14 protein-coding genes are annotated in these 13,455 nt (G+C 73.1%); 10 read left to right on the top strand and 4 right to left on the bottom strand.

Annotated elements, in window-relative coordinates; all coding sequences use genetic code 11:
* Window positions 1-76: 76 nt before the first annotated feature.
* A complete protein-coding gene (locus B1H19_RS10855) occupies window positions 77-1,114 on the top strand; it encodes an ADP-ribosylglycohydrolase family protein (RefSeq protein ID WP_237289256.1) in 1,038 nt (345 codons plus the stop codon).
* 342 nt (window positions 1,115-1,456) lie between these two features.
* On the opposite strand, the gene B1H19_RS10850 is transcribed toward B1H19_RS10855, so the two are convergent.
* A complete protein-coding gene (locus B1H19_RS10850) occupies window positions 1,457-2,164 on the bottom strand; it encodes a nucleotidyltransferase domain-containing protein (RefSeq protein WP_083104408.1) in 708 nt (235 codons plus the stop codon).
* Window positions 2,165-2,299: 135 nt separating this feature from the next.
* Here B1H19_RS10850 and aroH point away from each other — a divergent pair, with 135 nt between their 5' ends.
* From aroH to der, 5 genes are all read left to right on the top strand, one after another.
* Window positions 2,300-2,662 carry a chorismate mutase gene (aroH, locus tag B1H19_RS10845; protein WP_083104407.1) on the top strand — a complete coding sequence of 121 codons (363 nt, stop codon included), beginning with the start codon at window positions 2,300-2,302 and terminating at the stop codon, window positions 2,660-2,662.
* Window positions 2,659-3,744 carry a prephenate dehydrogenase gene (locus B1H19_RS10840; RefSeq protein WP_083104405.1) on the top strand — a complete coding sequence of 362 codons (1,086 nt, stop codon included), beginning with the start codon at window positions 2,659-2,661 and terminating at the stop codon, window positions 3,742-3,744. The genes aroH and B1H19_RS10840 overlap by 4 nt, the downstream gene beginning before the upstream one ends.
* A gap of 87 nt (window positions 3,745-3,831) precedes the next feature.
* Window positions 3,832-4,563: a (d)CMP kinase gene (gene cmk / locus B1H19_RS10835; RefSeq protein WP_083104404.1), complete on the top strand. Its 732-nt coding sequence runs from the start codon at window positions 3,832-3,834 to the stop codon at window positions 4,561-4,563.
* On the top strand, window positions 4,560-5,228 hold the full coding sequence (locus B1H19_RS10830) for a lysophospholipid acyltransferase family protein (protein WP_083104403.1): 669 nt from the start codon (window positions 4,560-4,562) through the stop codon (window positions 5,226-5,228). The genes cmk and B1H19_RS10830 overlap by 4 nt, the downstream gene beginning before the upstream one ends.
* Before the next feature lie 58 nt (window positions 5,229-5,286).
* Window positions 5,287-6,747 carry a ribosome biogenesis GTPase Der gene (gene der, locus B1H19_RS10825; RefSeq protein WP_083104402.1) on the top strand — a complete coding sequence of 487 codons (1,461 nt, stop codon included), beginning with the start codon at window positions 5,287-5,289 and terminating at the stop codon, window positions 6,745-6,747.
* A 64-nt stretch (window positions 6,748-6,811) separates the two neighbouring features.
* Here der and B1H19_RS10820 read toward each other — a convergent pair whose 3' ends face one another.
* Window positions 6,812-7,096 (bottom strand): hypothetical protein, encoded by a 285-nt coding sequence (locus tag B1H19_RS10820; protein ID WP_107425939.1) that lies wholly within the window; start codon window positions 7,094-7,096, stop codon window positions 6,812-6,814.
* Window positions 7,097-7,265: 169 nt separating this feature from the next.
* Window positions 7,266-8,084, bottom strand: a complete 819-nt coding sequence (locus B1H19_RS10815) for a hypothetical protein (RefSeq protein ID WP_083104400.1) — start codon at window positions 8,082-8,084, stop codon at window positions 7,266-7,268.
* 285 nt (window positions 8,085-8,369) lie between these two features.
* Here B1H19_RS10815 and B1H19_RS10810 point away from each other — a divergent pair, with 285 nt between their 5' ends.
* From B1H19_RS10810 to B1H19_RS10795, 4 genes are all read left to right on the top strand, one after another.
* Entirely contained in the window at window positions 8,370-8,999 is a 630-nt protein-coding gene (locus B1H19_RS10810) for a transglycosylase family protein (RefSeq protein WP_083104399.1), read from the top strand.
* A gap of 216 nt (window positions 9,000-9,215) precedes the next feature.
* Window positions 9,216-10,472: a glycosyltransferase family 4 protein gene (locus tag B1H19_RS10805; protein WP_083104398.1), complete on the top strand. Its 1,257-nt coding sequence runs from the start codon at window positions 9,216-9,218 to the stop codon at window positions 10,470-10,472.
* Window positions 10,469-11,437 (top strand): hypothetical protein, encoded by a 969-nt coding sequence (locus B1H19_RS10800; protein WP_237289254.1) that lies wholly within the window; start codon window positions 10,469-10,471, stop codon window positions 11,435-11,437. The genes B1H19_RS10805 and B1H19_RS10800 overlap by 4 nt, the downstream gene beginning before the upstream one ends.
* 394 nt (window positions 11,438-11,831) lie before the next feature.
* Window positions 11,832-12,047, top strand: a complete 216-nt coding sequence (locus B1H19_RS10795) for an I78 family peptidase inhibitor (RefSeq protein ID WP_083104397.1) — start codon at window positions 11,832-11,834, stop codon at window positions 12,045-12,047.
* 114 nt (window positions 12,048-12,161) lie between these two features.
* Here the strand turns inward: B1H19_RS10795 and B1H19_RS10790 are convergent, their stop codons facing one another.
* Entirely contained in the window at window positions 12,162-13,199 is a 1,038-nt protein-coding gene (locus tag B1H19_RS10790; protein ID WP_083104395.1) for a phosphatase PAP2 family protein, read from the bottom strand.
* Between the last annotated feature and the right edge of the window lie 256 nt (window positions 13,200-13,455).

Here is a 13,455-nt window from a genome sequence, read left to right as displayed (position 1 = left end):
GCTTGCGGTATTGCCGCGCCACCCCTTAACGTCATCGTGACGATTAAGGGGTGGTTTTTTCATGGGGGAGGCGCAGATGGACGCAATGGGGGCCGCGACGGAGGACACGAAGTCCGCCGCCACCGGCGCGCTCATCGGGCTCGCGCTCGGTGACGCGCTCGGCTTTCCGACCGAGTTCAACGACGTACCGGCGATCCTCGCCAAGTGCGGGCCGTGGCGGCAGATGGAGCTGCCCGATCCCGCCATGGTCACCGACGACACCCAGATGACGCTGGCGCTCGGCCGCGGTCTGCGCACGGCCGTGCAGCAGGGCGAGCTCACCGCGCGGAGCCTGGAGGGCCCCGTACGCCGGGAGTACGTCGCCTGGTGGCGCTCGCCCGACAACAACCGGGCGCCGGGCTACACCTGCCTGCGCGCCTGCGAGATGCTCAGCGACGAGGACCGGCCCTGGGCCGAGGCCACGCAGATCGGTTCCAAGGGCTGCGGCGCCAATATGCGCGTCGCACCCGTCGGGCTCGTGCCGGGGCTGAGCACCCGGCAGCGCTCCGGCGCCGCCCAGCTCCAGTCCGCGCTCACCCACGGCCACCCCACGGCGCTGGCCGCCTCCGACCTGACCGCGCGTGCCGTACGCCTCCTCGCCGACGGGGCGCGCCCCGTCGAGCTGACCGGTCTGCTGCGCGCGTACGCGCACGCCCACCGCACCGAGTACCGCGAGGACTGGCTCGGCGACCTGTGGCGGTACGCCCAGGACCCCACGCCGACGACGTTCATCGCCCGCGGCTGGGACGAGTGCCTGGGCGTCCTGGACCGCCTGGACGCGGCGCTCGCCGCGCCGGACCCGGAGACCGATCCGTGCCTGGCCACCGGCGCCGGCTGGATCGCCGAGGAGGCACTGGCCACGGGCCTGCTGTGCTTTCTGTTGTTCCCCGACGAACCGCTGACCGCGCTGCGGCGGGCGGCGTGTACCTCCGGCGACTCCGACTCGATTGCGTGCCTCGCGGGCGCGTTCGCGGGCGCCCACCTTGGCGCCGACGCGTGGCCCGCGGAGTGGGCCGCCCGTATCGAGTACCGGGCGGACCTCTTGGCTTTGGCCCGTCCGCTGCGCTTTGCCTGAGCCCCACGTTGTCGGCCGTCCCGCCGTGGGGGTTGTTCGCCGTTGCGCCTGCGGCGGGCGTTGCCTCCCCCAGCTAACGCTGGGAGTTGCCCCCAGCGCGGGGCTGTCCGGCGGCGGCACCGGCCCTACACGGCTTCGCCGCTACGGCCCGGTACCTCCCCGTTGGGGGTGGGAAAAGACCTGGGGGTGGACCACCGGCCTTTCCCTCCCCCACCGTCGGGAGGGGACGCACCGGAGGACGAAGTCCGCAGGGGCGGCACCGCGGCCGACGAACAACCCCAGCCCGCCGCAGGCGCAACGGCGAGAAGAAACCGCGGCGCCGCAGACAAAAACGTGGGGCCATCAGCCAAGCGCAGAGGAACGGCGGACCCGGAAGAGGAAGTCCGCCACACGGGCCCGGTCCGGCTCGGCCGGCAGTGGGGAGCCCGAGACGGCCGCCTCGGCCTCCTCGGTGAGCGCCGTCATGCGGCGCTCCACCTCTTCCCAGGGCACCTGGCCACGCCGGACGGCCAGCAGCTCCTCCCGGGCCTCGCCGACGTCGACGGTGAGCACGCCGGTGCGGAGCAGATCGCGGGAGCTCGCCAGGAGGCGCAGCAGATGCATGGCCTGCTTCCACCGGGGCGTGCCGTGGCGGCGCATACCGACCCGTAGCTGTTTGAGCTGCCCGGCCGCGTAGCCGGCGAAGGTGCGGTGCGCCTGCCGGGAGAGGAACGCCTCGCGCAGTGCGAGAAGCTCGCGGCCGGTGGCGTCGATGCGCTCGACGAGTGGGGAGTGCAGGCATTCCAGGGCGGTGGGGTTGGCCCGCAGGGCCAGTTCGCAGAAGCGCTCCAGCTCCCAGGAGAACTCCTCCTCGCGCGGCCCCTCGACATGCGTCGGCGGCTTCTCGAACGCCCAGAAGAGCCGGGTGGGCGCGAGATAGACCCCGCGCCGGTCGGTGTCGCTGGACTCCGTCGCCAGGCCGAAGGCGCGCGAGCCCATCACACACGCGTACACGGTGTGGTGGGCAACCAGCTCAGGGCCTGCGGGAACGGTCGGGCGGTCGGTCGGCATGCGGGCGATTGTCGCTGGTCGGGGCGGTGGCTGTCACCGGAATTGCGACGGCTCGGCGCACGGTTGTCAGCGCCGCTCGATACGCTGATCTGTGCGTACGCAGAGGCGTACGCACCGAACGCAGGGAGCGGTGACGTGGCGGTACGAGCGGTCCGGGGGGCCGTCCAGCTGGAGCGGGACGACGCGCAGCACATGCGGGAGCAGGTGGCCGAGCTGCTCCTGGCCATCATGGAGCGCAACGACCTCGTGCCGGAGGACCTGATCAGCATGTGGTTCACCGCCACCCCCGATCTGCACAGCGACTTCCCGGCGGCCGCCGCGCGCAGTATCGGGATCACCGATGTGCCGCTGCTGTGCGCCCAGGAGCTGGAGGTGGCCGGCGCCATGGACCGGGTGGTGCGGGTGCTGGCCCATGTCGAGACCGGGCTGTCGAAGGCCGGGGTCGCGCACGTCTACCTCGGTGCGGCCGCGGCGCTGCGGAAGGACATCGCCCAGTGAGGACCGCACTCGTCATCGGAACGGGCCTGATCGGCACCTCGGTCGCGCTGGCGCTCAACGCCCGCGGCGTCCAGGTCTACCTGGAGGACCACGACCAGGCGCAGGCCCTGACGGCCGCGGCGCTGGGCGCGGGCCTGGCGGAGGCGCCGCCCGGCCCCGTCGACCTGGCGATCGTGGCGGTGCCGCCCGCCCATGTCGCGGCGGCGCTGGCCGATGCCATACGGCGCGGCGCGGCCCGTGCGTACATCGACGTCGCCAGCGTCAAGGGCGGCCCGCGCCGCGAGCTGGAGGCGCTGGGCTGCGAGCTGTCCGGATACCTCGGCACCCACCCGATGTCCGGCAAGGAGCGCTCCGGGCCGCTGGCCGCCACCGCCGATCTCTTCGAGGGCCGGCCCTGGGTGCTCACCCCGCGGCCCGACGGCGACACCGAGGTCCTCAACCTCGCGCTGGAGCTGGTCGCGCTGTGCCGGGCCGTGCCGGTGGTGATGGACGCCGACGCCCACGACCGCGCCGTCGCCCTGGTCTCGCACACCCCCCAGCTGATCTCCAGCCTGGTCGCCGCCCGCCTCAAGGGCGCCGACGAGACCGCGGTTCGGCTGTGCGGCCAGGGCATCCGGGATGTGACGCGGATCGCGGCCTCCGACCCGGCGATGTGGATCGACATCCTCTCCGCCAATCCGGGGCCGGTCGCCGATGTGCTGTCCGAGGTCGCCGCCGACCTGGACGAGACCGTACGGTCGCTGCGCGCCCTCGAGTCCGCCGACGAGGACAAGCGCGGCACCGGCGCCGGCGGTATCGCGGACGTTCTGCGCCGCGGCAACGCCGGCCGCGAGCGGGTGCCGGGCAAGCACGGCGCCGCCCCGGCCGCGTACGAGACGGTCGCGGTCTACATCGGCGACCAGCCCGGTGAGCTGGCCCGGATCTTCGCCGACGCCGGCCGGGCCGGGGTCAACATCGAGGATGTCCGCATCGAGCACGCCACCGGTCAGCAGGCCGGCTTCATCCAGCTCACGGTGCAGCCGGCGGCGGTCCCGGCGCTGACCGCGGAGCTGAGGGAGCGGGGCTGGTCGATCCGGCAGTGAGACCGTGGACGGGGCGGTGCGGGCGAGCCAGTAACCTTGTCCGAGGCCACTTATCGGCCGTGGACCTCCGCCCCGTGCACAGGAAAGGTGTTCGTCACCGTGGAAACCGCCACCCGGACCGCCCCGGCTGCAGTGATTGTCGCCATCGACGGCCCCGCAGGCACGGGCAAGTCCAGCACGTCCAAGGCCGTCGCCGCCAAGCTGGGGCTCGGCTATCTCGACACCGGCGCCCAGTACCGCGCGATCACGTGGTGGATGCTGAGCAACGGCATCGACGTCCAGGACGCGACCGCCGTCGCCGACGCCGCCGCCAAGCCGCACATCGTCTCCGGTACGGACCCGGCCGCCCCGACCATCTCGGTCGACGGCCTGGACGCCGCGGGCCCGATCCGCACCCAGGAGGTCACCGCCGCGGTCAGCGCCGTCAGCGCGGTCCCCGAGGTGCGCGCCCGGATCACCGAGCTCCAGCGCACCATCGCCGCCGAGGCGCCGCACGGCATCGTGGTGGAGGGCCGTGACATCGGTATAACGGTCCTGCCCGACGCCGACCTCAAGGTCTTCCTCACCGCCTCCCCGGAGGCCCGTGCGGCCCGCCGCGCCGGCGAGCTCAAGGGCAAGGACGCCACCGACCTGGCCGCCACCCGCGAGGCCCTGATCAAGCGGGACGCCGCCGACTCCTCCCGTAAGACCTCCCCGCTGGCCAAGGCGGACGACGCCGTCGAGGTGGACACCACCGAGCTGACCCTGGAGCAGGTCATCGAATGCGTGGTCACCCTGATCGAGGGCGCGAGCGCCGCAAAGGCGGGGCTCGCCCGGTGACCGAATCCGGCAGGGCGCCGAGCGAGGCCGGCGCCGCGGTCGGCCGGCGGATCGGCATCGGCCTGATGTACGGGCTGTGGCGGCCGCGGGTGCTGGGCGCCTGGAAGGTGCCGTCCGCGGGCCCGGTGATCCTCGCTGTCAACCACTCGCACGGTATCGACGGCCCGATGCTGATGGGCACCGCGCCCCGGCCGGTGCACTTCCTCATCAAGAAGGAAGCTTTCGTCGGCCCGCTGGACCCCTTCCTGCGCGGTATCGGGCAGCTGAAGGTGGACCGCGACGCCACCGACCGCAAGGCGATCACCGACGCGCTCGGGGTGCTGGAGCGCGGCGGCGTGCTGGGGATCTTCCCCGAAGGCACCCGCGGCGAGGGCGACTTCGCCTCGCTGCGCGCCGGGCTGGCGTACTTCGCGGTGCGCTCCGGCGCCCCGGTGATGCCCGTCGCGGTGCTCGGCAGTGCCGACCGCGCCAGTCGGCTGCACCGCGCCGTACCGCCGCTGCGCGGCCGCATCGACGTCGTCTTCGGCGACGCCTTCGAGGCGGGCGACGGCAGCGGGCGGCGCACCCGTAAGGCGCTGGACGAGGCGACCGTACGGATCCAGGAGCGGCTGACCGCCCACCTGGCCGAGGCCAGGCGCCTTACCGGGCGCCGACCGACACTTTGAGTAGTGGGGCGCGTACCAGCGCCCCACCGATGACGATGATGAACGAGGAACGGACTTCATGAACGACCAGACCCCCACCGGCGACGAGCACGGTGCGCTTGGCGACGCCGAGTACGCGGAGTTCATGGAGCTCGCCGCGGAAGAGGGCTTCGACCTCGAAGAGGTCGAGGGTGACATCGCGGCGGCCGGACACGGTCCGCTGCCCGTCCTCGCCGTCGTCGGCCGCCCCAATGTCGGCAAGTCGACGCTCGTGAACCGCATCATCGGCCGCCGCGAGGCGGTCGTCGAGGACAAGCCGGGCGTCACCCGCGACCGCGTCACCTACGAGGCCGACTGGAACGGCCGCCGCTTCAAGGTCGTCGACACCGGCGGCTGGGAGCAGGACGTGCTCGGCATCGACGCCTCCGTGGCGATGCAGGCCGAGTTCGCCATCGAGGCCGCCGACGCGGTCGTCTTCGTCGTGGACGCCAAGGTCGGCGCCACCGACACCGACGAGGCCGTCGTCAAGCTGCTGCGCCGCGCCGGCAAGCCCGTCGTGCTGGTCGCCAACAAGGTCGACGGCCCGTCCGGCGAGGCGGACGCCGCGATGCTGTGGTCGCTGGGCCTGGGCGAGCCGCACCCGATCTCCGCGCTGCACGGCCGCGGCACCGGCGACATGCTGGACGCCGCGCTCAAGGCGCTGCCCGAGGCGCCCGCGCAGACCTTCGGCGCCGCCGTCGGCGGCCCCCGCCGGATCGCGCTGATCGGCCGCCCGAACGTCGGCAAGTCGTCGCTGCTGAACAAGGTCGCCGGCGAGGAGCGGGTGGTCGTCAACGAACTGGCCGGCACCACCCGCGACCCGGTCGACGAGATGATCGAACTGGGCGGCAAGACCTGGAAGTTCGTGGACACCGCCGGTATCCGCCGCCGGGTGCACCTCCAGGAGGGCGCCGACTACTACGCCTCGCTGCGCACCGCGGCGGCCGTGGAGAAGGCCGAGGTGGCGGTCGTCCTGATCGACGCCAGCGAGTCCATCAGCGTCCAGGACCAGCGGATCATCACGATGGCCGTGGAGGCCGGGCGGGCCCTGGTCATCGCGTACAACAAGTGGGACACCCTCGACGAGGAGCGCCGCTTCTACCTGGAGCGGGAGATCGAGCGGGACCTCGTGCAGATCCCGTGGGCGATGCGGGTGAACGTCTCCGCGCGCACCGGCCGCCACATGGAGAAGCTGGTCCCGGCGATCGAGACCGCCCTGGCCGGCTGGGAGACCCGTATCCCCACGGGCCGGCTGAACGCCTTCCTCGGCGAGATCGTCGCCTCCCACCCGCACCCGATCCGCGGCGGCAAGCAGCCCCGCATCCTCTTCGGCACCCAGGCCGGCACCCGGCCCCCGCGGTTCGTGCTCTTCGCCTCCGGCTTCCTGGAGGCGGGCTACCGCCGCTTCATCGAGCGGCGGCTGCGCGAGGAGTTCGGCTTCGAGGGGACGCCGGTGCACATCTCGGTACGGGTGCGCGAGAAGCGCAGCAAGAAGAAGTAGCGGCGGCAGCACGGCGCCCGGACCCCGGCGGGGTCCGGGCGCCGTCGTCGTGGCCGCCCGGGGGTCAGCGACCCTGGGAGCGGGCGTCGCGCTGGCCCGGGGGAAGCGCCGCGGGGATGTGGCCCCGGGGGTGGTAGGGCTGGTGGCCCACGACCTCCCAGTGGCCCGTGGAGGCCGTGGTGCGGTTCCAGTTGCCGCGCAGCGATTCGGGGACCTCCGCCTCGTCCGTACGGTCCCCGGGCAGTGCCTTGAAGGAGCGGCGGTACTCGGCGTAGAGCGCGTCATAGATCGGGGTGCCCGAGGCGCGGTCCGGTGAGTGCGTCCCCCCGGGCTCGTGCGACGGGCGCATGCCGGGGATCGGGTGGTACGGGGCGCGGGAGGAGGGGTCGTATGCGTGCACGTATCTGCAAACGACCCCGATGCCCGGGGGATGCGGTTTTCGGCCGGAAAGGGGCGATCGCGGGGCAATGCCGCCCATCGGGCGGCGTCGCTCCCGCGATCGGTGGCTGCGGCCGGGCTCAGGCGGCGGTGCCGGCCAGCGGCATCGCCGCGGCCACCAGCACGCCCTGGGCGGCGGCCTGCTCCAGCGCCTGGCGCATCAGGTCCTCGCGCGGCTGGTGGCCGATGGTGCCCGCGGGCGCGGCGTACATCAGCACGGTCTGCGCCTTGTTGGCCGCCGCGCGCCAGCCCTCGGAGACCGCCAGCGGCTGATGCGCCTGCCACCACGCGGACTGGTTGCCGGCCGAGCCCGGCTGGAGCACGGCGTGCAGCTTGCCCATGGCCAGCAGCGCGGACCAGCCCGGGTTGGGGGCGGGGAGCTGGTTCATGTCCGTCACATTGCCGAAGCCCTGCTCCCGCAGCAGCGGGAGGAATTCGTCCTGCTGGCTCATCGAACCGGGGCGGGCGATGGGGCCGTTGGGCTCGACGACCAGCGCCGGGCGCAGTTCGCCCTCGATCAGCACCAGGCCGCAGGTGATGCCCAGGGTCGCCTGACGGTCGCCGACGGGCGGCGGGGCGACGGGGCCGGGCTCCTGCACGGGGGCGTGGGGGGTGTCGTCGTCCTTGCCGGTGATGGAGCGGACGGCTCCCTTGAGCTGCTCCTCCGACACCGGGACGACCTGCGAGGGGATGCAGGTGGCGTGTGCGAACGCGAGCACCGCGGTCTCCTCGCCCACGAACAGGACGGTGCTGGTGCGCTCCTGCTCGCTGTCGCCGGGGGTGCGGCATGACGTGCAGTCGTAGCTTCCGGGGGCGTCGCCACCGGCCAGCAGGCGATCGGCTTCTTCGTCGCCGATCTCGGCGCGGACCTCGTCGCTGACGTCGAGCATGCGCGGCACGGGGGCTCCTCGATCTCTGAGCGGCTGCCGGGCGTTGTCCCGGCTCGTACAAGGACAACGGGCGACCTGCGGCCGGAGTCACGCGCGGACGGGAACAGAATCGAACCAAACGACGCACAGCGAAGAAGGGCGGCGAGTGGGGGAAAAGCGGTCGTGAGTGATCGGTTTCGGTAGGGAAAACAGACGCGAATGGGCGGTTTCCTTACGCCGTCGCGGGCGGGGACGTCCGGCGTGGCGGGCGCGGCGCAGCAGTCCGCGGCGGGAGCCTGCCTAGCGTCACCGGCTATGTCCGACCACTTTCCGGGGCTCCGGCGCCGTGCGGGTGCCGTCTCCGTTTTCATTGCGGCGGCCGCCGCCCTGGTCCTGTCCCTGCCCGGTGGCGCGGCCGACGCCCAGGCCCGCCCCGGGGACGGGAACGACGGAGGAGCGGTGGATTACTCCTGCGCCGCCGACCGCTGGCCGTGGGGCTGTGTCGCCCGGTGCGAGAGCGGCGGCAACTGGCGCGCCAACACCGGCAACGGCTACTACGGCGGCCTCCAGTTCGGGTACCGGACCTGGCGGGGCTACGGCGGCCTCGACTTCGCACCGCGCGCCGACCTCGCCTCCCGCGAGGAGCAGATCGCGGTCGCCGAGCGGGTACTCGCCTCCCAGGGCTGGGGTGCCTGGCCGGCCTGCTCCCGGCGCTACGGGCTGAGCGGGACCACCTACGTCCCGCGCCCCGACCCACTGGACCCGGCGCCGTCGCCCGACCCGACGGCCGTGAGCGGCGGAGGGGCGCCTGCCGCGCCGCCCGCCGGCCAGCCCGCCGCCCCGTCCGCCAACCCGGCTCCTGTGCCGTCGGCCGCCCCGTCAGCCGCGCCGCCGGCGGTTGCGTCCACGGGGCCGTCCGGCCCGTCCGGCGGACCGGGCTTCTGACGGAGGATGCGATCCGGGCCCGGAAGGTTCCCTTCCGCCGCTACCGATGACCTAACTTTTAAGGAACAACTTGGCGAAACCCCCCAACCCGGAACTCCTTTGCGGTGTCCAACCGTTCAGGAGCCGGACGTCTCACGCCGTCGGGGGGCGCGCGACGTCGTCCGAGGGGAGTCCGGGCACGGCCGGAAAACGGAAGACCAGGGGACACGGGGACGGATGCACATCTCATTCCTGCTACACAACGCGTACGGGATCGGGGGGACGATCCGTACGACGTTCAACCTGGCCCACACGCTCGCCGAGCGGCACGACGTCGAGATCGTCTCCGTACTGCGCCACCGCGACACCCCGGTCCTCGGCCTCGGCCCCGGGGTCACGCTGCGGCACCTGGTGGACCTCAGGGAGGACGGCGCCGGCTACGAGGGCGCCGACCCCGCGCACCGGCGGCCCGCCAAGGTGTTCCCCGCCGCCGAGCGCCGCTACGCCCAGTACAGCGAGCTCACCGACCGCCGTATCGCCCAGCATCTGCGCCGCCTCGAAGCGGACGTGGTGGTCGGCACCCGCCCCGGACTGAACGTCCACATCGCGCGGCAGGCCCGCCGCGGGCCGGTGCGGATCGGGCAGGAGCATCTGACCCTGAACACCCACTCACGGGAGCTCCGGCTCGCGCTGCGCGGCGCCTATCCGCTGCTGGACGCGGTCACCACCGTCACCGAGGCCGACGCCCGCGCCTACCGCAGCGCGCTGCGGCTGCCCGGCGTACGGATAGCGGCGGTGCCCAACAGCGTGCCCGCCCCCGGCCTCCGGCCCGCCGACGGCGGCAACAAATGGGTCGTCGCGGCCGGCCGGCTGGCCCGCGCCAAGCGCTACGACATCCTGGTCCGCGCCTTCGCCGAGGTCGTCGCCGACCGCCCCGACTGGCGGCTGCGGATATACGGCGGCGGCGCGGAGAAGGCGGCGCTGCGCGCGCTGATAGAGGAACTCGGCCTGTACAACCACGTCTTCCTGATGGGACCGGCCAGCCCCCTGGAGCCCGAGTGGGCCAAGGGATCGATCGCCGCGGTCTCCTCCAGCCTCGAAGCCTTCGGGATGACCATCGTGGAGGCCATGCGCTGCGGCCTCCCGGTCGTCGCCACCGACTGTCCGCACGGTCCCGGCGAGATCATCGACGACGGGGTGGACGGCCGGCTCGTACCGGTCGGTGATCCGCCCGCGCTGGCCGGTGCGCTGCTGGAGCTGATCAACGACGACGACGCCCGCAAGCGGATGGGCCGCACGGCGCTCGCCGCCTCCGGCCGCTTCGATCCGGCCATCATCGCCGAACGTTACGAAGCCCTCTTCGGCGAGCTGCTCGCCCGCCGCCGCGGCCACCGCCTGCGCGGCGCCTGGCATCGCACCCGGGGCGCGCTGCTCAGCGGCGCCTACGCCACCAAGGACGCCGCCCGCACGGTGAGAGGGGTGCGCACGGCATGACCGCCTCGACCACCACACCCGGGACGCCCACGGCGCCGACGAGCTCCACGACGACCCCGACACCCCCGACGAAGGACGCGGCCATCGACCAGGAACCCCAGGCCGCGGCCGCCGCTCCGGCGGAGCTGCGCGCCGACTGCATCGCCGACTCCGCCGGCGGCCTCACCTTCGACCTGAACGCCCCCGAGTCCGCCCCCGCCTCCTGGAACGCCGCCCTGGTGCTGCGGCTGCGCGGCGGCGACGGCGCCGACGACGGCGCCGACGACGAGGTCCGGCTGCCGCTGGGCCCGAACGGCTCCGGCCGGCTGCGCGCCGTCCTGCCCAGCACCGTCGCGCTCGCCGAGGGCCGCTGGAACGCCTATGCCGACCTGGGCGACGGCTCGGACCCGCGGCGCCTGCTGCCCGGCGTCAACGACCTGCGCTCCCTGGTGGACCGCCGCCCGCTGGCCGGGATCGGCCGGCTCGGCGTGCGCATCCCGTACGCCACGAAGTTCGGCAATCTCGCCCTGCGCAGCTGGCTGCGCGGTCCGCACGCCGAGGCCGGCGACATCCGGGTGACGCCCGAGGGCATCACGGTCTCCGGCCGGCTCTACGGTGCCTCCCCGGCGGTCGGCGCACTGGCCGAGGCGCGCGCCCGGCGCGCCACGCGGGCCGTGGACGACACCCCGCCCGCCGTCACCGTCCCGCTGGACGTCGAGGGCCCGGACTTCACCTTCACGCTGACCCACGAGGAGCTGGCCGGCACCGGGCGGGACGGCGGCGAGCCGTGGGACCTGTGGCTGCGCCCCGCCGCGGACGCCTACCCGGTGCGCATCGCCCGCCTCCTGGACGACGTACCGGACAAGAAGCAGATCTTCTGCTACCCCGCACTGCCGCTGCAGAGCGCGGCCGGGCCGGTCCGGGTCAAGCCGTACTACACCCTCGACAACGACCTGGCGCTGCGGTTCACGGGTCCGGAGGACTAGGCGGGCCCGTCCGGCGGGAGCGGCGTAGGCCCCGGCCCGGGGGGGGTGTGCGGGAAATGTGTGCGGACTGTGTCTCGTCCGGCCATATTCGCCCGGCGGTAATTGGTCGGGGGAGCGGGAATCCCGCGGCGGGGTCGGCCGAATTCCCGGGCTCCGGTGCGATCCCCGGCGCCGCGGCCGGTGCCGGGATTAGCCGGTGATCAAGGGAGGAATTCCGGCCGCATTGTTTTCCACCCGTTTGCCGCATCACACGGCTCGTACGGGTGAGGAAGTTACCGCAAACGCCGCAGCGTCGGCTGTGACACAAGTGTGACCAATGACGGACCGTACGGACACCGACGTGTGCGCCGGACGGGCCTTCCGGGCACCGTCGCGGGCGCCTACGGTGGCTGGCATGGCACCCGTACCGGATCTTCCCAGCGAACCCCAGGACGACATCGAGGCCTATGTGGGTCTTGCCCGGCAGGCCGCCGAGGAGCGGGCCCGCGAGCGTGGCTGGACCACCGTCCGCTCGCTGCCGCCGGGGGCGATCATCACCATGGAATACCTCGTCGGCCGGATCAACTTCGAGGTGCAGGACGATGTGGTGCACCGCAGCTGGCAGGGCTGACGGCCGCTGACCGCTCGCCTGAGGACGCCGAAGGCCCCGGCCGCTCGTGAGGAGCGGCCGGGGCCTTCGGTGCGGGGTGGGGTGTGCGTACCGGCCCCGCGGTCTGCCGGGCGGTCAGCCGGTGGTGTTGCGGCCGCGGCCGGAGGTGGGGCTGAGCGGAATGGTGCGCGGGACGCGGTCCGCGTGCGGCGGTCGGCGGCTGCCCGTGGGGGCGGCCGGGGAGCGCTCGGAGCGGATCGCGTACGGGCGCGTCGCGTGGTGCGGCCAGCCGTCCTGGGGGCGTCCGGGGGCGGTACGGCCGACCGTGCCGGCGCCGATGGTCTCGCGGACCAGTACGTCGCCCTCGGACGCCGGGCGCTGCCGGGAGAACGCCGGGGCCGGCATGCCGACCGGGAGCGGGCCGCGCAGCGAATCGGGGCGCAGCCGCAGCCACAGCCGCAGGATGATGCCCATCAGGCGGTCCTCGACCCAGGTGATGCCGGGCTCCAGCCAGGGCATCGCCAGCAGCACCAGCAGGCCCGCGGCCCAGCCGAGCACCACATCGCTGACCCAGTGCGTACCGAGGTAGACGGTGGTCATGCCGACGCCCAGCGCGCCGAGGGCGGCGATCACCGACAGGATGCGGCGGCGCAGCGGGGTGGTCGCGATATAGGCCAGGACGCCCCAGGTGACCACGGCGTTCGCGGTGTGGCCCGACGGGAATATGTCGCCACCCAGCCCCATCTCACTGGCGCCGACGGTCGTCGCGTAGTGCGGACCGAGCCTGCCCATGCCGATCTTGGCGGCGCCCACGGTCATGTTCAGCAGCAGCAGCGAGGCGCCGAGCACCAGCAGCGGGTGGAGGTTGCGCTGGCGCCAGCAGCGCCAGCCCAGCCAGGCCGCCACCGCCACCGCGGTCGGGCCGCGCTGGCCCAGGACCACGAAGTAGTCGAGGAAGGCGTGGATTTCCGGCCACTGCTTGTAGGGCCGGAAAAACATGACCTGCCAGTCGAGGGTGACCAACCATGACGTGGTCAGCACGCCGATCACGATCGCGAGGTACACCGCCAGCGTGCCGCCGAACAGCCACAGGCGGGTCGCGGTCATCGGGGGCGGTTGAACGCGGTCGGTCGGGCGCTCCTCCATCTGGTCGAGCTTGTCATCGGTACGCACTCAATGGACGTTACCGCGTGTGATGTAGGTGCCTGGTCAAACTGTGCGCTTTGTAATGACGATGTGATGTGGAATGCGTCTCAAGCGTGATGTTGCCCACGGGTTTTGCAACGGAATTCGGCGCGTTTCCGAATCCCCGGCGGGCGCTCCGCGTGTCGGCGCCGCGAGTGGTTATCTGTTTTTCTCCGGAGACGTTTATCCGTGCTTTCCCCGGACGCCGCGGGAAGTTTGCCCGCACGGGGGTTCACAGCGGGGG

Source organism: Streptomyces gilvosporeus, from assembly GCF_002082195.1.
In the GTDB taxonomy this organism is placed as follows: domain Bacteria; phylum Actinomycetota; class Actinomycetes; order Streptomycetales; family Streptomycetaceae; genus Streptomyces; species Streptomyces gilvosporeus.
Note: the sequence above shows the minus strand (reverse complement) of the source record. Positions and strands in the feature narration are given on the sequence as shown.